Origin of the sequence: Pseudomonas sp. ARP3 (assembly GCF_001029595.1) — a bacterium.
Lineage (GTDB): Bacteria > Pseudomonadota > Gammaproteobacteria > Pseudomonadales > Pseudomonadaceae > Aquipseudomonas > Aquipseudomonas rhodesiae.
In genome coordinates, this window is the sequence record NZ_LEKF01000004.1 from 92,777 (window position 1) to 110,214 (window position 17,438).

Genomic DNA, 17,438 nt, shown 5'->3' on the forward strand with positions numbered 1-17,438 from the left:
CACTGTAGCTCAATCGAACTGCGCAAGCATCCAGCGTTGATACGCCGCCACGCCGGCGTCGCCTTCACGCGGTGCCCACTCGGCCAGTTCGCCCTCGCCAACCGGCCGATAAGGCCCTGCCTTGCATTCGAACATCACCGTATCGGGCTGCAGCACCACCAGGCCATGGAACACGCCCGGCGGCAGATAGACGCCGGCGCACTCGCCGCCAGCCTGCATCACGCGCTTGGCGATTACCTCGCCGCGGTCATTGAACACCAGCAGGCCCAGACGGCCCTTGAGCACGAGCAAGGTTTCCGCCTTGTCCGCACTGAGGTGGCGATGTGGGGGCACGTAGGTGCTCGGTTGCAGGCCCACTGCCATGCGATGACACGGCTCGTCCATCTCATGGAAATTGTGATGATGCCGCCCACGGGTGCTGGCGTTCGCTTTCTCGGCCAGCTCGGTAAACAGTGTCTGATCCAGAAAGCGCGCCACGTATCACATCCCTTTGACGGCGTAGATGCCATTGGCGTTGCGCCAGTAGCCCTTGTAGTCCATGCCGTAACCGAAGATGTAACGGTCGATGCACGGCAGACCGACGAAATCGGCTTTCAGCTCAGGGCGAGCCTTGCGGTCGTGGTCTTTGTCGATCAGCACGGCAGTGTGCACTTTGCGTGCGCCAGCGTGTTTGCAGAAGTCGATGATTGCGCCCAGGGTGTGACCTTCATCGAGGATGTCGTCGATGATCAGCACGTCACGGTCAATAAACGAGACTTCCGGCTTGGCCTTCCAGAACAGGTCGCCGCCGCTGGTTTCATTGCGATAGCGGGTGGCGTGCAGGTAAGACGCTTCCAGCGGGAATTGCAGGTGAGTCAACAATTTGCCGGCGAAGATCAGACCACCGTTCATCACACAGAACACCACCGGGTTGGTATCGGCCATTTCGCGGGTGATGTGGGCGCCGACCTTGGCGATCGCTTCTTCGACTTGCGCTTCGGTGTACAGGCAGTCAGCCTCGCGCATGATTTGACGGATATGCTCGAGATCAGCGGACATGGCGCTCTCCAAGGGGTGCTGTGGCAAGAAAAGCGGGCGAAGGTACGCTTCTCATGCGCTCCGGGCAAGCCTTTATGGACTAACGTGCTACATGTCTATAGGACAACACCCTCGGATAGATTAATCTAGGCCGGTTTTTTTGCCCGCCGCCGGAGCCTTTCCCATGCCCACTCGCGAGATCCGCCACCCGCTGATCCGACACAAACTCGGCCTTATGCGCCGCGCCGACATCAGCACGAAGAACTTCCGTGAGCTTGCTCAGGAAGTCGGAGCGCTGCTCACTTACGAAGCCACCAAGGATTTACCCCTGGAGAATTATGAGATTCCCGGTTGGGCCGGTCCTGTCCAGGTCGAGAAAATCGCCGGTAAGAAAATCACCGTGGTGCCGATCCTTCGCGCCGGCATCGGCATGCTCGAAGGCGTACTCAGCCTGATCCCGGGCGCCAAGGTCAGCGCCGTGGGCGTGGCCCGTAATGAAGAGACACTGCAAGCCCACACTTACCTGGAAAAACTCGTTCCGGAAATCGACGAGCGCCTGGCAATGATCATCGACCCGATGCTCGCCACCGGCAGCTCCATGGTCGCCACCATCGACCTGCTGAAGAAGGCCGGTTGCAAGGACATCCGCGCCATGGTGCTGGTAGCCGCGCCGGAGGGCATCGCCGCCGTCGAGAGCGCACACCCGGACGTGCAGATCTACACCGCCTCCATCGATGAACGCTTGAACGAACACGGCTACATCATCCCAGGCCTGGGCGATGCCGGTGACAAGATCTTCGGCACCAAGCAGAAGGACGCGTGAGCATGCAGGATGAATTCAACGACCCGCTTTGGCGCCAGATCCTGTCTGGCGCACAAATGCTCTTCGTGGCATTTGGCGCGCTGGTGTTGATGCCGCTGATCACAGGTCTTGATCCAAACGTTGCGCTGTTCACCGCAGGTCTAGGCACCTTGCTGTTCCAGGTGGTGACCGGGCGTCAGGTGCCGGTATTCCTGGCTTCGAGCTTCGCCTTCATCACCCCGATCATCCTCGCCAAGGGCCAGTTCGGCCTCGCGGCGACCATGGGCGGCGTGATGGCGGCCGGTTTCGTTTATACGTTCCTGGGCCTGGCGGTGAAGATCAAGGGCACCGGTTTTATCGACCGCTTGCTGCCGCCGGTGGTGATAGGCCCGGTGATCATTTCCATCGGCCTGGCCATGGCACCGATTGCCGCGAACATGGCCATGGGCAAGTCCGGCGACGGTGCCGAGCTGATTCATTACCAGACGGCGATGATGATCTCGATGCCGGCGCTGCTGACCACGCTGATCGTGGCGGTATTCGGCAAAGGCATTTTCCGCCTGGTGCCGATTATCTCCGGCGTGCTGGTGGGCTTTGCCATGTCGTTCTACTTTGGAGTGGTCGACACGGCCAAGATCGCGGCCGCCCCGTGGTTCGCCCTGCCCCACTTCACCGCGCCGGAATTCAACTGGCAGGCGATCCTGTTTATCGTCCCGGTGGCCCTGGCCCCGGCGATCGAACACATCGGCGGTGTGATTGCGGTGGGCAGCGTGACCGGGCGCGACTACCTGAAAAAACCTGGCCTGCATCGCACCTTGCTGGGTGACGGCATTGCCACCACGGCCGCCGGCCTGTTTGGCGGCCCGCCGAACACCACTTACGCCGAAGTGACCGGCGCGGTGATGCTGACCAAGAACTACAACCCGAAAATCATGACCTGGGCGGCTATCTTTGCCATTAGCCTGGCGTTTATCGGCAAATTCGGCGCGCTGCTGCAAAGCATTCCAGTGCCGGTGATGGGCGGAATTCTATGCCTGTTGTTCGGTTCGATTGCTGCTGTGGGGATGAACACGTTGATTCGCCACAAGATCGACCTGGGCGAAGCGCGCAATCTGGTGATTGTGTCGGTGACCTTGGTGTTCGGCATTGGCGGCGTGCTGGTGGGAACCGGCACCGGCCCAGATGATTTCGGTCTCAAGGGCATCGCCCTGTGCGCCGTGGTAGCGATCGGGTTGAACCTGCTGCTGCCGGGCAATGATGGCTGGAAGAACAAGAAGCCAGATGAGCCATTGATCTGACGGCCAAAGCACCAACTAATGTGGGAGGGGGTTGCCCCCTCCCACATTTGATTTCACTGAGTGTTAGAGGTCACCCAAGCCATCGATCAACGCCTGATTCTGCTCCGGCGTACCAATGCTGATCCGCAGGAACTGGGCAATCCGCTCCTGCTTGAAGTGCCGCACGATCACGCCCTGCTCGCGCAACTTCGCCGCCAGGCCAGCCGCGTCGTGCCGTGGGTGGCGGGCGAAGATAAAGTTGGCCGCCGACGGCAACACCTCAAAGCCCTTATCCTCCAACTGCGCGACCAACTGGTTGCGGCTGTCTATCACCTGTCGGCAGGTCTTCTCGAAGTATTCACGGTCCTCGAACGCGGCCGCCGCGCCGACAATCGCCAGGCGATCCAGGGGGTAAGAGTTGAAGCTGTTCTTTACCCGCTCCAGCGCCTCGATCAAGTCCGGGTGGCCCACCGCCAGGCCCACGCGCAAACCGGCCAGTGAGCGCGATTTGGACAGGGTCTGGGTCACCAGCAGGTTCGGGTAGCGGTCCACCAGGCTGATGGCCGTTTCGCCGCCGAAGTCGATATAGGCTTCATCGACCACCACCACTGAATCCGGGCTGGCCTTGAGGATCTGTTCCACGGCGTCCAGCGCCAGGACGCAGCCGGTTGGCGCGTTAGGGTTGGGAAAAATGATCCCGCCGTTAGGCTTGGCGTAGTCTTCCACGCGGATCTGGAACTGCTCGTCCAATGGCACCGGCGCCGACTGGATGCCGTAGAGGCCGCAGTAGACCGGGTAGAAGCTGTAGCTGATATCCGGAAACAGCAGCGGCAGCTCGTGCTGGAACAGGCCGTGGAAAATGTGCGCCAGCACCTCATCGGAACCGTTGCCGAGGAATACTTTGCCGGCGTCGATCCCGTAATACGTGGCCACCGCCTGCTTGAGCAGGTCGCTGTTCGGGTCCGGATACAGGCGCAAGTTGTCGTTCAACTCGGCCTGCATCGCAGCCAACGCCTTGGGCGATGGACCGTAGGGATTCTCGTTGGTGTTGAGCTTGACCAGTTTGGTCATTTTCGGTTGCTCGCCGGGCACGTAAGGCACGAGGTTCTTGACGAAAGGGCTCCAGAATTTGCTCATGTCTTACTCTCCCTTGGCGATGCGATATTCGGCGCTGCGCGCGTGGGCGCTCAGCGATTCACCACGGGCCAGCACCGAAGCGGTCTTGCCCAGCTCGGACGCGCCCTGTGGCGAGCAGAAGATGATCGAAGAACGCTTCTGGAAGTCATACACCCCCAGCGGCGACGAGAAGCGCGCGGTGCCGGAGGTGGGCAGTACGTGGTTGGGGCCGGCGCAGTAGTCGCCCAGGGCTTCGCTGGTGTGGCGCCCCATGAAGATCGCACCGGCGTGGCGAATCGACGGCAGCCAAGCCTGTGGGTCAGCCACGGACAGCTCCAAGTGCTCGGGCGCGATGCGGTTGGCCACTTCGATGGCTTGCTCCATATCACGCACCAGGATCAACGCACCGCGGCCATTGATCGACTTCTCGATGATCTCGGCACGCTCCATGGTCGGCAGCAGCTTATTGATGCTGGCCGCGACCTTATCGAGGAACTCGGCATCCGGGCTGACCAGGATCGCCTGAGCGTCTTCGTCATGCTCGGCTTGGGAGAACAAATCCATGGCGATCCAGTCCGGATCGGTCTGGCCGTCGCACACCACCAGGATCTCCGACGGGCCGGCGATCATGTCGATACCGACCTGGCCAAAGACGTGGCGCTTGGCGGTAGCCACGTAAATATTGCCGGGGCCGACCACCTTGTCGACCTTTGGCACGCTCTCGGTGCCATAGGCCAGGGCCGCCACGGCCTGGGCGCCACCGATGGTGAAAACGCGGTCGACACCGGCGATGCACGCGGCGGCTAGCACCAATTCGTTGATTTCACCGCGCGGGGTCGGCACCACCATGACCACTTCAGCCACACCGGCAACTTTGGCCGGGATAGCATTCATCAGAACCGACGACGGGTACGACGCTTTGCCGCCCGGCACGTACAGGCCTGCACGGTCGAGCGGCGTGACCTTCTGGCCCAGCACCGTGCCATCTGCTTCGGTGTAGCTCCAGGAATCCTGCTTCTGTTTTTCGTGGTAACTGCGAACCCTTGCCGCCGCCACTTCCAGGGCTTCGCGCTGGGGGGCGGTGATGCGGGTCAGGGCCAGCTCCAGGCGCTCGCGAGGCAGGATCAGATCGGACATGGACTGGACGTCCAAACCGTCGAACTGACGGGTGAAGTCCACCAGTGCGGCGTCGCCACGCTCGCGCACCGCCTTGATGATGTCGAGCACCCGCTGGTTGACCGAATCGTCGGACACGCTTTCCCAGCTCAGCAGATGATCCAGATGATGGGCGAAATCCGGATCGGCAGCGTTGAGTCGGGCAATTGCAGTGGACGTGGTCATAGCGAGGGCCTCATAGGATTGGCAAAAAACTCAGGCGCCCTAAACTACCGTTCGCTCCGCTTGGGCACCTGAGAATTCTGGCTATGAGGCGGATAGACGGGCGCAGCCTAAGGCCGCGCGTGTGGGTCAACCGCGGTGTCGAGACTCCACTGCCTTGCGCAGGGTGTCGATCAACGCCTGGATACGGGCGTGCTGCATCTTCATCGATGCCTTGTTGACGATCAGACGGGAGCTGATGTCAGCGATAAATTCCTGTGGTTCGAGACCGTTGGCACGCAGGGTATTGCCGGTATCGACCACGTCGATGATCTTGTCGGCCAGGCCGATCAGCGGCGCCAGCTCCATCGAGCCGTAGAGCTTGATGATATCGACCTGACGACCTTGTTCGGCGTAGTAGCGCTTGGCGACGTTGACGAACTTGGTGGCCACGCGCAGGCGGCCCTTGGGTTCAACGTCACCGACGCGACCGGCGGTCATCAGCTTGCACAGCGCAATGCGCAGGTCCAGCGGCTCATACAGGCCCTGACCGCCATATTCCATCAGCACGTCCTTGCCGGCGACGCCGAGGTCGGCCGCGCCATGCTCAACATAGGTCGGCACGTCAGTAGCCCTTACGATCAACAGACGAACGTCGTCCTGGGTCGTGGGGATGATCAGCTTGCGGCTCTTGTCCGGATTCTCGGTCGGCACGATGCCCGCTTCAGCCAGAAGCGGCAAAGTGTCGTCAAGGATACGGCCCTTGGACAGTGCGATGGTCAACATGGGAAACGTCAATCCTTCATCAGGCTATTGCTGTCCGGTCGCAAACGGCGCCAGACACAGATCGAGGCCATGACAGCCTCGATTTGGAACACATTCAGCATACCGCGAACTGACACCGTGTGTGGTGAGCGGGTATGCCCGGCGCTGGGTTGCGTAGCGACCCAAAAGCGGGGACTGCTGCGCAGTCCAGCGCGGGGCAAGCCCGCTCACCACAGCAAGCCCACTCACCACAGCAAGCCCGCTCACCACAGTGGCGGTGTTTTCAGTTCCAGGACTAGCCCGGTACGCGGCGAATTTTTGCGCCCAGCATCTGCAGTTTTTCTTCAATGCACTCGTAACCGCGGTCTATGTGGTAGATGCGGTCGATCAAAGTGTCACCGTCTGCACACAACGCGGAGATCACCAGGCTGGCCGAGGCACGCAGGTCGGTAGCCATTACTGGCGCGCCCTTGAGCTTGTCGATCCCGGTCACGATGGCCGTGTTGCCCTCAACCTGGATCTTCGCGCCCATGCGGTGCAGCTCGTATACGTGCATGAAGCGGTTTTCGAAGATGGTCTCGATCACGGCACCGGTGCCTTCTGCAATCGCGTTCAAGGAAATGAACTGCGCCTGCATGTCGGTCGGGAACGCCGGGTACGGCGCGGTACGCACGTTGACGGCTTTTGGCCGCTTGCCGTGCATGTCCAGTTCGATCCAGTCTTCGCCGCAGGTGATTTCGGCACCGGCTTCACGGAGTTTTTCCAGGACCGCTTCCAAGATGGTCGGATCGGTATCCTTGACCTTGACGCGACCACCGGTGACGGCGGCGGCGACCAAGTAGGTGCCGGTCTCGATCCGGTCGGGCATAACCTTGTAGGTTGCGGTGTGCAGACGCTCTACGCCATCAATGGTGATGGTGTCGGTGCCAGCGCCGGAAACCTTCGCCCCCATGGCGTTCAGGAAGTTAGCCAGGTCGACTACTTCCGGCTCGCGGGCGGCGTTTTGCAGTACGCTGCGGCCGTTGGCCAGAGCAGCGGCCATCATGATGTTCTCGGTACCGGTCACGCTGACGGTATCGAAGAAGAAGTTCGCGCCCCGCAGGCCGCCTTCCGGTGCCTTGGCCTTGATGTAGCCGCCTTCGACGTCGATGATCGCGCCCATCGCTTCCAGACCACGGATGTGCAGGTCCACCGGACGCGAGCCAATGGCGCAACCGCCAGGCAGTGCCACTTCAGCTTCGCCGAAACGGGCAACCATCGGGCCCAGCACCAGGATCGATGCACGCATGGTTTTCACCAATTCGTACGGAGCGATCAGGGTTTTGATGGTACGCGGGTCGATTTCGACAGCCAGTTTCTCGTCAATCACCGGCTCGATGCCCATGCGACCGAACAGCTCGATCATGGTGGTGATGTCGTGCAGATGCGGCAGATTGGCCACGGTCACCGGGCCATCGCACAGCAGGGTCGCAGCCAGAATCGGCAAGGCGGAGTTTTTCGCACCGGAGATGCGGATCTCGCCATCAAGGCGGGCACCGCCGGTAATAATCAATTTATCCATAAGAATCTCGACGCCTTGGGGGCTCAGGTGCGCTCGGCCCAGGCCGCGCGGCTGAAAAATTTCATAGTGACCGCATGGATGCTGCCATCGGTGATCCACGGGTTCAAATGGGCATAGATCTGCTGCTGACGCTTGACCGGGCTCAATGCCGCCAGTTCATCGCTAATCACGTTCAGCTGGAAATTGCAGCCTTCGCCTTCAACTACAACCTCAGTATTCGGCAGCTTTCCTTCAAGGAAGCTCTTAACTTCTAGGGCCTGCATGCTCAACCTCTATCGGCGCCCAGTGCGCGCGGGTCGCACATCATACAAAAAAGCCCCGCGCCTGCGAACCCCGCATAGCAGGACTCTGACGGGGGGCTTGCTTGAATATGTGTATTAAGGATGCGCCAACAGCTCGGTCAGACCGGAAACCTCGGCAATTTCGCGCATGTCGTCGGGTAACGCACGGATGCTGACCGACTTCTTGGCCGCCTCGGCATCGCGCATGAAGCACAGCAACAACGATAATCCGACGCTGCTGGACTTGGTCACCGCCGAGCAATCCAGCACCAGCGCGGGCGCGGTACTGGTCTTGATCAGTGCCTGGCCCTGCTTGCGCAGGTCAGGCCCGGTACGGTAATCCAGCACGCCGCTGAGAAACAGCTCGCCGGCATCGCCAAGACGAACAGCCGACTCGATCATTGCGCAGACTTCCCGGCTTCTTTGTCGGATGTTTCCTTGGCCTTGGCGACTTCCCCGGCCCAGCCGTTGATGGTCTTGTCCAGGTCGTTGCCATTGCGCTGCATCGCATCGGCGAACTGATCACGGAACAGCTTGCCGATATTGATGCCGTTGATGATCACGTTACGCAGCTTCCACTCGCCTTGGATCTTCTCCAGGGTGTATTGCACCGGGTAGATCGCGCCGTTGTTGCCTTTGACGCTCATGTTGACGCTGGTGCGATTACCCGATTCGTCGCCGGCTGGCGCAACGGTAATGCCCTGGTTGTTGTACTCAAGCAATGCGTTGCCATAGAACTGAAACAGGCCGCGCTTGAAATTTTCCTGGAAGCGCTGCATCTGCTCAGGCGTCGCCTTACGCGAATACTTGACCGTCATGATGCTGCGGGAAATGCCTTCGGCATCGACCACCGGCCCGACAATGGTATTGAGCGCGTCGTAAAACTTACTCGGGTCTTGCTTGTACTGTTCTTTGTTAGCCGTCAGGTCAGCCAACATTTTGTTGGTCGTGTCCTGCACCAGATCGTGCGCAGAACCCGCCGCGTTAGCCAACAACGGCAGCGCTGCAAGCAGTACCAGAAGGCCACGTCGTAAGGTAGAGATCATGTACAGATTCCTCATTTAGCGTCTTTATTGACCGTATTGAGCAGGAATTTACCGATCAGGTCTTCAAGCACCAGCGACGACTGCGTGTCGTGGATGGTCGAACCATCCTTGAGCAAGGCTGTTTCCCCGCCCACGCTGATACCAATGTACTTCTCGCCCAGCAGACCCGCGGTGAGGATAGACGCAGTGGAGTCGGTCGGCAGGTTGTCGACCTTCTTGTTCAGCTGCATCGTCACTCGACCCGTGAAGCTATCGCGATCCAGATCGATTGCCGTGACCTTGCCGATCGTCACGCCGGCCATGGTCACTTTGGCTCTGACAGTCAAACCGGCGATATTGTCGAAGTACGCGTAAAGTTTATAAGTGTCGGCGGTGGGGCTGGCCGACAGGCCACTGACCCGAAGGGCCAGCAACAGTAAAGCCAGGATGCCAGCCAGCAAGAAAAGGCCGACACCGATTTCCACAGTGCGGTTTTGCATCAGAAATCTCCAAACATCAAGGCGGTCAAAATGAAGTCAAGGCCCAGTACCGCCAGCGAGGCGTACACAACGGTCTTGGTGGTGGCGCGACTGATCCCTTCTGAAGTGGGCTCACAGTCATAGCCTTGGAATACGGCGATCCAGGTCACTACAAAGGCAAAGACGATGCTCTTTATAACGCCGTTGAGCACGTCACCGTTGAAGGTCACGCTGTTCTGCATGTTGGCCCAGTAGGAGCCGTCGTAGACGCCCAGCCAGTCTACCGCGACCCAAGAACCACCCCAGATACCCACCACACTGAAGATCATCGCCAGCAATGGAAGAGAAATGAAGCCAGCCCACAGGCGCGGGGCAACAATGTATTTGAGCGGGTCCACGCCAATCATTTCCAGGCTGGACAACTGCTCGGTGGACTTCATATTGCCGATTTCGGCGGTCAGCGCGGAACCCGCGCGCCCAGCGAACAACAATGCAGTCACCACCGGCCCCAGCTCGCGTAACAGCGTCAGGGCCACCATCTGCCCCACCGCCTGCTCCGAACCGTAACTGGACAGGATATTGAAGCCTTGCAACGCCAGTACCATGCCAATGAAGACGCCGGAGACCACGATAATCACCAGGGACATCACACCCACTGCGTGCAACTGCTTGATCAACAGACCAAAGCCGCCACCAATGCCGCCGCGGCCTAGTAACGCGTGAAATAGAAAAATCGTCGAGCGACCCAGCACTTCGACGATGTCGATGCCCGAGCGACCGAAAAGGCGAACCTTTTCGATAAGAGATGTCTTGCGCATCAGCGCTTCCCCAGAAGATCTGCGCGGTAGTCCGCCGCCGGAAAGTGAAAAGGCACGGGGCCGTCGGGATCGCCGGTCATGAATTGGCGAATGCGCGGGTTGTCGGCATTCATCAATTCCTCAGGCGTGCCCTGCCCCAACACCTGACCATCGCCGACGACGTACAGGTAGTCGGCGATGCTCGCGGTTTCCGCCAGGTCGTGGGAGACCACGATACTGGTGATCCCCAATGCATCGTTGAGCAGACGGATCAGGCGCACCAGCACCCCCATGGCGATCGGGTCCTGACCAACAAAGGGCTCGTCGTACATAAGGATCTGCGGATCAAGGGCAATGGCGCGCGCCAGGGCGACGCGACGCTTCATACCGCCGGACAGCTCGTCAGGCATCAGGTCGATGGCGCCGCGCAGGCCCACGGCCTGGAGCTTCAACAAAACAATGTCACGAATCATTTCATCGGACAGTTGCGTATGCACCCGCAGCGGAAACGCCACGTTCTCGAACACATCGAGGTCGGTGAACAGTGCCCCACTCTGGAACAACACGCCCATGTGCTTGCGCGCATCGAACAGATCGCTGCGCGACAGCGTCGGCAGGTTCTGGCCGTTGACCCACACCTCACCGGCGTTCGGGCGCAATTGCATGCCCATCAAACGCAACAGGGTGGTCTTGCCGCAACCGGAAGGCCCCATGATGCCGGTGACCTTGCCGCGGGGAATGCGAATATCGACGTTATTGAAGATGCTGCGCGTCCCGCGCTTGAAGGTCAGTCCCTTCAGCTCGACCGCGTAGGCGTTATCGGCACTCATCTAAACTCCTTGGGATGCAGCTTCTCACTCAGACACCATCTATGCGACAAACGTTTGCAACGGCTGCGCAATATAGATAGCCACAGGGACTGAGCGGACCGAACTGGCCGCGAACTATATCACTGCTGGTACAACGCCCCCAAGGCCGGAACAACGCCAGTTCAGTTTCGGGGCCAGGAAAAAACGTTGCTGAGCATGAATCTCAGGCGACTACCGAATAAACCCTGACGAACTTGCGTGAGGGAATTGAACATTACCGCTATAATCGCCGACTTTTCGTCAGGCTATACGATTTCAAACATGAGCCAATCCAGCGACCTTATTCAATCCGCACAACGCACTATCCGCCTCGAGCTTGAAGCCGTAGAAGGTTTGCTGGCCCATATCGACGCGGATTTCGTACGCGCCTGCGAGATGATCCTGGCCAGCAAGGGTCGCGTTGTCGTGGTCGGCATGGGTAAATCCGGCCATATAGGCAACAAGATCGCCGCCACCCTGGCCAGCACCGGCACCACAGCGTTTTTCGTGCATCCGGCCGAAGCCAGCCACGGTGACATGGGCATGATCACCAAGGATGACATCATCCTGGCCCTATCCAATTCCGGCACCACCAACGAAATCGTGACGCTGCTGCCGTTGATCAAACGCCTAGGCATCCAGATGATCAGCATCACCGGTAACCCGGAATCGACCCTGGCCAAGGCTGCTGAAGTCAATCTGAACGTGCATGTGGCCCACGAAGCCTGCCCACTGAATCTGGCCCCGACCTCCTCCACTACCGCCGCGCTGGTCATGGGAGATGCCCTGGCCGTGGCGCTGCTGGAAGCTCGCGGGTTCACAGCGGAAGACTTCGCGTTTTCCCACCCGGGCGGTGCGCTGGGCCGTCGTTTGCTGTTGAAGGTGGAGAACGTCATGCATTCGGGCGATGAGCTGCCTCACGTCCAACGCGGCACTCTGCTCAAGGACGCATTGATGGAAATGACCCGCAAGGGCCTGGGCATGACGGTGATCCTCGAAGCTGATGGCCGCCTGGCCGGCGTATTCACCGACGGTGACTTGCGTCGGACTCTGGACCGCACCATCGATATCCATACCGCCACCATCGATGCGGTGATGACGCCCCATGGCAAGACCGCGCGTCCTGACATGCTGGCAGCCGAAGCGCTGAAGATCATGGAAGACCATAAAATCGGTGCGCTGGTAGTGGTCAATAGCGATGACCGCCCGATTGGCGCCTTGAACATGCACGATTTGCTGCGTGCGGGAGTGATGTAATTGAGCAACGACCTGTTACAACGCGGCAAGCGCATCAAATTGGCCGTCTTCGACGTTGACGGCGTGCTGACCGACGGCCGCTTGTATTTCCTCGAAGATGGCAGCGAATTTAAAACATTCAACACACTGGACGGCCAAGGCATCAAGATGCTGATGGCCGCAGGGGTACAGACCGCCATTATCAGCGGTCGCAAGACGCCAGTGGTGGAACGTCGCGCGCAAAACCTGGGGATTCCTCACCTGTATCAGGGCCGCGAGGATAAACTGGTAGTTCTGGACGAACTATTGGGCCAACTCAACCTAAGCTATGAACAGGTCGCCTACCTCGGTGACGACCTGCCCGACTTGCCGGTGATCCGCCGGGTCGGGCTGGGCATGGCGGTGGCTAACGCGGCGGCGTTCGTTCGCGAGCACGCCCATGGCATCACCACTGCCCGTGGCGGCGAAGGTGCCGCCCGCGAATTCTGCGAGCTGATACTGCGCGCCCAAGACCGTCTTGAAGCGGCCCACGCCGCCTACCTATAGAGCGTTTTATGCTGAGCAAAAAGATTCGCAACTTCCTGTTATTCGGAGTCATCGCCGCGCTGTTCCTGGCGGTGGGCTACTGGAATATCAGCCCGGAGCGGTTTCTCGACCGACCTGTGGCGCAGGTCGACGATGGGGCTATCGACTATTACGCCACCAACGCCTACAGCGTGCAGTTCCTGCCCGATGGCAAGGTGCAATACGAAATGACCTCGGACAAAGTCGAGCATTTGAAGGCCAGCGAGGTGACCCTGCTGACCAATCCGGACTTGAACCTGTATCGCGGCACGGAGTTTCCGTGGCACGTGACTAGCAAGCGTGGCGAGGTGAACCCAGATGGCACCGAAGTCGAACTGATCGACTCAGTGCGCGTCGCGCGTACCGATGCGCAGAACCGCGACACCATTATTACCAGCAGTCGCATGACCGTATTCCCACAGAAGCAATATGCGCAGACCGAGCAAGACGTTAGAATCGACGGCGCTGGCGGTGTATCGACTGGCAAGGGAATGAAAGCGTATTTGAAAGAAAGCAGGATACACCTGCTATCGAACGTAAGAGGACAGTATGAGGCTCGTTAAAACTCTCCCGATTTTGCTCGGTCTTGGCGCAGCACTGGGAAGCGTGAGCGCCTGGGCTCTGCCGAACGATAGCGAGCAGCCTATCCGCATCCAGGCTGACGATGCTCAGCTGGATGACAAGCAAGGCGTTGCCACTTACAAGGGCGACGTGATCATTATCCAGGGTTCGATGAAGATCACCGGCAACACGGTAACTCTGACGCGCACCCCGGCAGGCGACATCGACGTGGTGACGTCGGTGGGCAACCTTGCCTACTTCGAACAGAAGCAAAAGGCAGAAGATCCAGGCCCGATGAAGGGCTATGGCAAGACCATCCAGTATCATGCGCAGCAGAACCGCATTGTGCTGATCGATCAGGCCAAGGTGCTGAGCGCCGACGGTAACTCCACCGAAGGCGAGAAGATCGTGTACAACACCAAGACTCAGGTCGCCCAGGCGGGCCGCGCCAACGGTACCAAGGTCAGCGCACCGCGCCCACGCATCGACATGGTTATCCAGCCGAAGAAGAAGGCCGAGTAATGGCAACCCTGAAAGCCCAGCATCTGGCCAAGGCCTATAAAAGCCGTCAGGTCGTGCGCGATGTCAGCCTGTCGATTGACAGCGGCCAGATCGTCGGCTTGCTCGGCCCCAACGGTGCCGGCAAGACCACCTGTTTCTACATGATCGTCGGCCTGGTTCAAGCGGACCAAGGCCGCGTGCTGATTGACGATCTAGACGTCAGCCACCAACCGATGCACGGTCGCGCCCGCGCCGGTATCGGCTATCTTCCGCAAGAAGCGTCGATCTTCCGCAAACTCTCGGTCGCCGACAACATCATGGCGATCCTGGAGACTCGCAAGGAGCTTGACCGGGATGGCCGTCGCGCGGAGTTGGAAAACCTGCTGCAGGAGTTCCACATCAACCACATTCGCGACAACCTTGGCATGAGCCTGTCCGGTGGCGAGCGTCGTCGTGTGGAAATTGCTCGCGCACTGGCCACCGCGCCCAAGTTCATCTTGCTGGACGAACCGTTTGCCGGCGTCGACCCGATTTCGGTTGGCGATATCAAACAGATCATCCATCACCTCAAGGCCAAGGGCATCGGGGTATTGATTACCGACCATAACGTACGTGAGACCCTCGATATCTGCGAAACCGCCTATATCGTCAACGATGGTCAACTGATCGCCGAAGGCGATGCCGCCACCATCCTGGCCAACGAACTGGTCAAGGAAGTATACCTGGGCCACGAGTTCCGCCTGTAAACAGCCTTTAGCAAGGCGTTGGCAGGACGTTAGCCTGGTGCGCGGATGCAATGAAAGCCTCTGGATTTTTATTGTTACCGCGCTCTAGGCAAAGCCCCCGATATCAGGCATATAATTTGCTTATGTTTGGCGCTCACGCGCCCTGTCGTGGATGGCGCATTGCGCCGGCGAATAAGGTGTTAAGCCCCTGCCATGAAACCATCGCTAGTCCTGAGAATGGGCCAGCAGCTGACGATGACACCGCAGCTGCAACAGGCCATCCGCCTGCTCCAATTGTCGACCTTGGACCTGCAACAGGAGATCCAGGAGGCTCTGGAGTCCAATCCGATGCTCGAACGCCAGGAAGAAGGCGACGACTTCGATAATGCAGATCCGTTGGCTGACAACATCGAGCAAAAACCCAACTCCGATGTGCAGGAACCCTCCTATCAGGAAACCGCCCCGACGGTGGATAACCTGGAGGAAGGTGAATGGAACGAGCGTATTCCCAACGAGCTTCCCGTGGACACTGCCTGGGAAGACGTCTACCAGACCAGCGCCAGCAGCCTGCCCAGCAGCGACGATGACGAGTGGGATTTCACCACCCGGACGTCCGCCGGCGAAAGCCTGCAAAGCCACCTGTTGTGGCAGTTGAACCTGGCGCCGATGTCGGACACCGATCGGCTGATCGCCGTGACCCTGATCGACTGCATCAACAACCAGGGCTATCTGGACGAAACCCTTGAGGAGATCCTTGAGGCCTTCGACCCGGAACTGGATATCGAGCTGGACGAAATCGAAGCCGTCCTGCACCGCATCCAGCAGTTCGAGCCTGCCGGCATTGGTGCCCGCAGCCTCAGCGAGTGCCTGCTACTGCAATTGCGTCAGTTGCCCGCCAAGACCCCTTGGCTCAGCGAAGCCCAGCGTTTGGTCACCGATTACATCGATCTGCTGGGCAGCCGCGACTACAGCCAACTGATGCGACGCATGAAGCTCAAGGAAGACGAGCTGCGCCAGGTCATCGAGTTGGTGCAAAGCCTCAACCCTCGCCCAGGCTCGCAGATCGAGTCCAGCGAAGCCGAATACGTTGTCCCGGACGTTATCGTACGCAAGGACAACGAACGCTGGCTGGTGGAGCTGAATCAGGAGTCGGTGCCGCGCCTGCGCGTCAATCCGCAATATGCCGGGTTCGTGCGCCGCGCCGATACCAGCGCCGATAACACCTTCATGCGCAATCAGCTGCAAGAAGCGCGCTGGTTCATCAAGAGCCTGCAAAGCCGCAATGAAACCCTGATGAAAGTCGCCACCCAGATCGTCGAGCATCAGCGCGGCTTCCTGGAATACGGCGACGAAGCGATGAAACCGCTGGTGCTGCATGACATCGCCGAGGCAGTCGGCATGCACGAGTCGACAATTTCACGGGTGACCACGCAGAAATTCATGCATACCCCACGGGGTATTTATGAGCTGAAATACTTTTTCTCCAGCCATGTCAGCACTTCCGAAGGCGGCGAATGCTCGTCCACGGCGATCCGCGCGATCATCAAAAAACTGGTTGCCGCGGAAAATCAGAAAAAGCCGTTGAGTGACAGCAAGATCGCTGGTTTACTGGAGGCACAAGGCATTCAGGTCGCCCGTCGAACCGTCGCCAAATATCGCGAGTCCCTTGGGATCGCGCCTTCCAGCGAGCGTAAGCGTTTGATGTGACGGGCGGGCCATAGCGTTCCAGTGGCAGGCATCCCGGCCTGCCGCTTTATGCACTGGCAACGAAGGAGAAGCTGTATGCAAGTCAACATCAGTGGACACCAGCTGGAAGTCACCAAGCCCCTGCGTGAGTACACCGAGAGCAAGCTGAACAAGCTTGCGGGGCACTTCGACAAAATTACCAATGTGCAGGTCATCATGGAGGTCGATAAGCTCAAGCAGAAAATCGAGGCCACCCTGCACATACCGAATGCCAAAGTCGTCGCCAATGCCGAACATGACGACATGTATGCCGCGATTGACTCGCTGTACGAAAAGCTTGACCGCCAACTCATAAAGCATAAGGAAAAGAATCTGCACCTGATGCAAGGTACAGGTCGCTAACTCTCCCCCCCATGATCCGACTTGAAACTATCCTGACCCCCGGCCGTTCCCTCGTGAACGTGCCGGGCGGCAGCAAGAAAAAAGCCCTCGAACAAATTGCCAACCTGATCGCTCGCGAAGTGCCGGATCTGGAGATGCAAGATGTCTTCGAGGCGCTCGTCGCCCGTGAAAAACTGGGTTCCACCGGTTTTGGTAACGGCATCGCGATTCCACACTGCCGCCTCAAAGGGTGCGCAGATCCGATAAGCGCTCTGATACACCTGGAAGCCCCCATCGATTTCGACGCCATCGACGGCGCACCGGTCGACCTGCTGTTTGTCCTGCTGGTCCCGGAAGCTGCCACCGATGCGCATCTGGAACTGCTTCGGCAGATCGCCAGCATGCTTGATCGCAAGGAAGTACGTAACAGACTACGCAGCGCCAGCAGCAATGAAGCGCTCTATCAGGTTGTTCTGGATGAACAAAACGAGAAGTAATC

Annotated in this window: 22 protein-coding genes; 10 read left to right on the forward strand and 12 right to left on the reverse strand. The window is 59.3% G+C overall.

From position 1 onward, the window contains the following. Positions 1 to 9: 9 nt before the first annotated feature. Together ABX75_RS06505 and ABX75_RS06510 are read right to left on the reverse strand one after the other, a co-directional pair. Positions 10 to 477 carry a WbuC family cupin fold metalloprotein gene (locus ABX75_RS06505; protein ID WP_047881648.1) on the reverse strand — a complete coding sequence of 156 codons (468 nt, stop codon included), beginning with the start codon at positions 475 to 477 and terminating at the stop codon, positions 10 to 12. Positions 478 to 480: 3 nt separating this feature from the next. Then, positions 481 to 1,038, reverse strand: a complete 558-nt coding sequence (locus tag ABX75_RS06510) for a hypoxanthine-guanine phosphoribosyltransferase (protein WP_012722254.1) — start codon at positions 1,036 to 1,038, stop codon at positions 481 to 483. A 163-nt stretch (positions 1,039 to 1,201) separates the two neighbouring features. Between ABX75_RS06510 and upp the strand changes: the two genes are divergently transcribed. Beyond that, positions 1,202 to 1,840 (forward strand): uracil phosphoribosyltransferase, encoded by a 639-nt coding sequence (gene upp, locus ABX75_RS06515; RefSeq protein ID WP_034095929.1) that lies wholly within the window; start codon positions 1,202 to 1,204, stop codon positions 1,838 to 1,840. A gap of 2 nt (positions 1,841 to 1,842) precedes the next feature. Beyond that, the gene (locus tag ABX75_RS06520; protein ID WP_034095928.1) at positions 1,843 to 3,117 is read left to right on the forward strand and encodes a uracil-xanthine permease family protein; all 1,275 of its coding nucleotides are present in this window, start codon (positions 1,843 to 1,845) and stop codon (positions 3,115 to 3,117) included. Between the two features lie 63 nt (positions 3,118 to 3,180). On the opposite strand, the gene hisC is transcribed toward ABX75_RS06520, so the two are convergent. The 10 genes from hisC to ABX75_RS06570 form a co-directional block, all read right to left on the reverse strand. Continuing rightward, positions 3,181 to 4,233 (reverse strand): histidinol-phosphate transaminase, encoded by a 1,053-nt coding sequence (gene hisC, locus ABX75_RS06525; protein ID WP_034095927.1) that lies wholly within the window; start codon positions 4,231 to 4,233, stop codon positions 3,181 to 3,183. A gap of 3 nt (positions 4,234 to 4,236) precedes the next feature. Beyond that, on the reverse strand, positions 4,237 to 5,553 hold the full coding sequence (gene hisD / locus ABX75_RS06530; RefSeq protein ID WP_034111781.1) for a histidinol dehydrogenase: 1,317 nt from the start codon (positions 5,551 to 5,553) through the stop codon (positions 4,237 to 4,239). 126 nt (positions 5,554 to 5,679) lie between these two features. Next, complete coding sequence (gene hisG, locus ABX75_RS06535) at positions 5,680 to 6,315, reverse strand: ATP phosphoribosyltransferase (RefSeq protein ID WP_010213102.1); 636 nt, start codon at positions 6,313 to 6,315, stop codon at positions 5,680 to 5,682. A 274-nt stretch (positions 6,316 to 6,589) separates the two neighbouring features. Continuing rightward, positions 6,590 to 7,855, reverse strand: a complete 1,266-nt coding sequence (gene murA, locus ABX75_RS06540; protein ID WP_034095925.1) for a UDP-N-acetylglucosamine 1-carboxyvinyltransferase — start codon at positions 7,853 to 7,855, stop codon at positions 6,590 to 6,592. A gap of 23 nt (positions 7,856 to 7,878) precedes the next feature. Then, complete coding sequence (locus tag ABX75_RS06545) at positions 7,879 to 8,118, reverse strand: BolA family protein (protein ID WP_034095924.1); 240 nt, start codon at positions 8,116 to 8,118, stop codon at positions 7,879 to 7,881. A 114-nt stretch (positions 8,119 to 8,232) separates the two neighbouring features. Further along, complete coding sequence (locus ABX75_RS06550) at positions 8,233 to 8,538, reverse strand: lipid asymmetry maintenance protein MlaB (protein ID WP_034095923.1); 306 nt, start codon at positions 8,536 to 8,538, stop codon at positions 8,233 to 8,235. Next, positions 8,535 to 9,182: a phospholipid-binding protein MlaC gene (locus ABX75_RS06555; protein WP_034095922.1), complete on the reverse strand. Its 648-nt coding sequence runs from the start codon at positions 9,180 to 9,182 to the stop codon at positions 8,535 to 8,537. Before ABX75_RS06555 ends, ABX75_RS06550 begins: the two co-directional genes overlap by 4 nt. An 11-nt stretch (positions 9,183 to 9,193) precedes the next feature. Beyond that, the gene (mlaD, locus tag ABX75_RS06560) at positions 9,194 to 9,661 is read right to left on the reverse strand and encodes an outer membrane lipid asymmetry maintenance protein MlaD (RefSeq protein ID WP_034095921.1); all 468 of its coding nucleotides are present in this window, start codon (positions 9,659 to 9,661) and stop codon (positions 9,194 to 9,196) included. Further along, positions 9,661 to 10,458 (reverse strand): lipid asymmetry maintenance ABC transporter permease subunit MlaE, encoded by a 798-nt coding sequence (gene mlaE / locus ABX75_RS06565; protein WP_034095920.1) that lies wholly within the window; start codon positions 10,456 to 10,458, stop codon positions 9,661 to 9,663. Before mlaE ends, mlaD begins: the two co-directional genes overlap by 1 nt. Then, the gene (locus ABX75_RS06570) at positions 10,458 to 11,267 is read right to left on the reverse strand and encodes an ATP-binding cassette domain-containing protein (protein WP_034095919.1); all 810 of its coding nucleotides are present in this window, start codon (positions 11,265 to 11,267) and stop codon (positions 10,458 to 10,460) included. Before ABX75_RS06570 ends, mlaE begins: the two co-directional genes overlap by 1 nt. 300 nt (positions 11,268 to 11,567) lie before the next feature. Here ABX75_RS06570 and ABX75_RS06575 point away from each other — a divergent pair, with 300 nt between their 5' ends. The 8 genes from ABX75_RS06575 (at position 11,568) to ptsN (ending at position 17,436) form a co-directional block, all read left to right on the forward strand. Beyond that, on the forward strand, positions 11,568 to 12,542 hold the full coding sequence (locus ABX75_RS06575) for a KpsF/GutQ family sugar-phosphate isomerase (RefSeq protein ID WP_034095918.1): 975 nt from the start codon (positions 11,568 to 11,570) through the stop codon (positions 12,540 to 12,542). After that, entirely contained in the window at positions 12,543 to 13,067 is a 525-nt protein-coding gene (locus ABX75_RS06580; RefSeq protein WP_034095917.1) for an HAD family hydrolase, read from the forward strand. 8 nt (positions 13,068 to 13,075) lie between these two features. Further along, on the forward strand, positions 13,076 to 13,648 hold the full coding sequence (gene lptC, locus ABX75_RS06585; protein WP_034095916.1) for an LPS export ABC transporter periplasmic protein LptC: 573 nt from the start codon (positions 13,076 to 13,078) through the stop codon (positions 13,646 to 13,648). Beyond that, entirely contained in the window at positions 13,635 to 14,168 is a 534-nt protein-coding gene (gene lptA / locus ABX75_RS06590; RefSeq protein WP_034095915.1) for a lipopolysaccharide transport periplasmic protein LptA, read from the forward strand. Before lptC ends, lptA begins: the two co-directional genes overlap by 14 nt. After that, on the forward strand, positions 14,168 to 14,893 hold the full coding sequence (lptB, locus tag ABX75_RS06595; protein WP_034095914.1) for an LPS export ABC transporter ATP-binding protein: 726 nt from the start codon (positions 14,168 to 14,170) through the stop codon (positions 14,891 to 14,893). Before lptA ends, lptB begins: the two co-directional genes overlap by 1 nt. 192 nt (positions 14,894 to 15,085) lie before the next feature. After that, on the forward strand, positions 15,086 to 16,579 hold the full coding sequence (locus ABX75_RS06600) for an RNA polymerase factor sigma-54 (RefSeq protein ID WP_034111779.1): 1,494 nt from the start codon (positions 15,086 to 15,088) through the stop codon (positions 16,577 to 16,579). 75 nt (positions 16,580 to 16,654) lie between these two features. Continuing rightward, a complete protein-coding gene (gene hpf / locus ABX75_RS06605; RefSeq protein WP_034095912.1) occupies positions 16,655 to 16,960 on the forward strand; it encodes a ribosome hibernation-promoting factor, HPF/YfiA family in 306 nt (101 codons plus the stop codon). Positions 16,961 to 16,971: 11 nt separating this feature from the next. Next, positions 16,972 to 17,436: a PTS IIA-like nitrogen regulatory protein PtsN gene (gene ptsN / locus ABX75_RS06610; protein ID WP_034095911.1), complete on the forward strand. Its 465-nt coding sequence runs from the start codon at positions 16,972 to 16,974 to the stop codon at positions 17,434 to 17,436. The last annotated feature ends 2 nt before the right edge of the window (positions 17,437 to 17,438 follow it).

What these genes read in the sequence shown, in the direction of transcription:
- ABX75_RS06600 (WP_034111779.1), top strand. Translation starts at nt 15,086, where the DNA reads ATGAAACCATCGCTAGTCCTGAGAATGGGCCAGCAGCTGACGATGACA.
- lptC (WP_034095916.1), top strand. Translation starts at nt 13,076, where the DNA reads ATGCTGAGCAAAAAGATTCGCAACTTCCTGTTATTCGGAGTCATCGCC.
- hisD (WP_034111781.1), bottom strand. Translation starts at nt 5,553, where the DNA reads ATGACCACGTCCACTGCAATTGCCCGACTCAACGCTGCCGATCCGGAT.
- ABX75_RS06520 (WP_034095928.1), top strand. Translation starts at nt 1,843, where the DNA reads ATGCAGGATGAATTCAACGACCCGCTTTGGCGCCAGATCCTGTCTGGC.
- hisC (WP_034095927.1), bottom strand. Translation starts at nt 4,233, where the DNA reads ATGAGCAAATTCTGGAGCCCTTTCGTCAAGAACCTCGTGCCTTACGTG.
- ABX75_RS06570 (WP_034095919.1), bottom strand. Translation starts at nt 11,267, where the DNA reads ATGAGTGCCGATAACGCCTACGCGGTCGAGCTGAAGGGACTGACCTTC.
- mlaD (WP_034095921.1), bottom strand. Translation starts at nt 9,661, where the DNA reads ATGCAAAACCGCACTGTGGAAATCGGTGTCGGCCTTTTCTTGCTGGCT.
- ABX75_RS06555 (WP_034095922.1), bottom strand. Translation starts at nt 9,182, where the DNA reads ATGATCTCTACCTTACGACGTGGCCTTCTGGTACTGCTTGCAGCGCTG.
- hisG (WP_010213102.1), bottom strand. Translation starts at nt 6,315, where the DNA reads ATGTTGACCATCGCACTGTCCAAGGGCCGTATCCTTGACGACACTTTG.
- lptA (WP_034095915.1), top strand. Translation starts at nt 13,635, where the DNA reads ATGAGGCTCGTTAAAACTCTCCCGATTTTGCTCGGTCTTGGCGCAGCA.
- ptsN (WP_034095911.1), top strand. Translation starts at nt 16,972, where the DNA reads ATGATCCGACTTGAAACTATCCTGACCCCCGGCCGTTCCCTCGTGAAC.
- upp (WP_034095929.1), top strand. Translation starts at nt 1,202, where the DNA reads ATGCCCACTCGCGAGATCCGCCACCCGCTGATCCGACACAAACTCGGC.
- ABX75_RS06575 (WP_034095918.1), top strand. Translation starts at nt 11,568, where the DNA reads ATGAGCCAATCCAGCGACCTTATTCAATCCGCACAACGCACTATCCGC.
- murA (WP_034095925.1), bottom strand. Translation starts at nt 7,855, where the DNA reads ATGGATAAATTGATTATTACCGGCGGTGCCCGCCTTGATGGCGAGATC.
- ABX75_RS06545 (WP_034095924.1), bottom strand. Translation starts at nt 8,118, where the DNA reads ATGCAGGCCCTAGAAGTTAAGAGCTTCCTTGAAGGAAAGCTGCCGAAT.
- mlaE (WP_034095920.1), bottom strand. Translation starts at nt 10,458, where the DNA reads ATGCGCAAGACATCTCTTATCGAAAAGGTTCGCCTTTTCGGTCGCTCG.
- hpf (WP_034095912.1), top strand. Translation starts at nt 16,655, where the DNA reads ATGCAAGTCAACATCAGTGGACACCAGCTGGAAGTCACCAAGCCCCTG.
- ABX75_RS06550 (WP_034095923.1), bottom strand. Translation starts at nt 8,538, where the DNA reads ATGATCGAGTCGGCTGTTCGTCTTGGCGATGCCGGCGAGCTGTTTCTC.
- lptB (WP_034095914.1), top strand. Translation starts at nt 14,168, where the DNA reads ATGGCAACCCTGAAAGCCCAGCATCTGGCCAAGGCCTATAAAAGCCGT.
- ABX75_RS06510 (WP_012722254.1), bottom strand. Translation starts at nt 1,038, where the DNA reads ATGTCCGCTGATCTCGAGCATATCCGTCAAATCATGCGCGAGGCTGAC.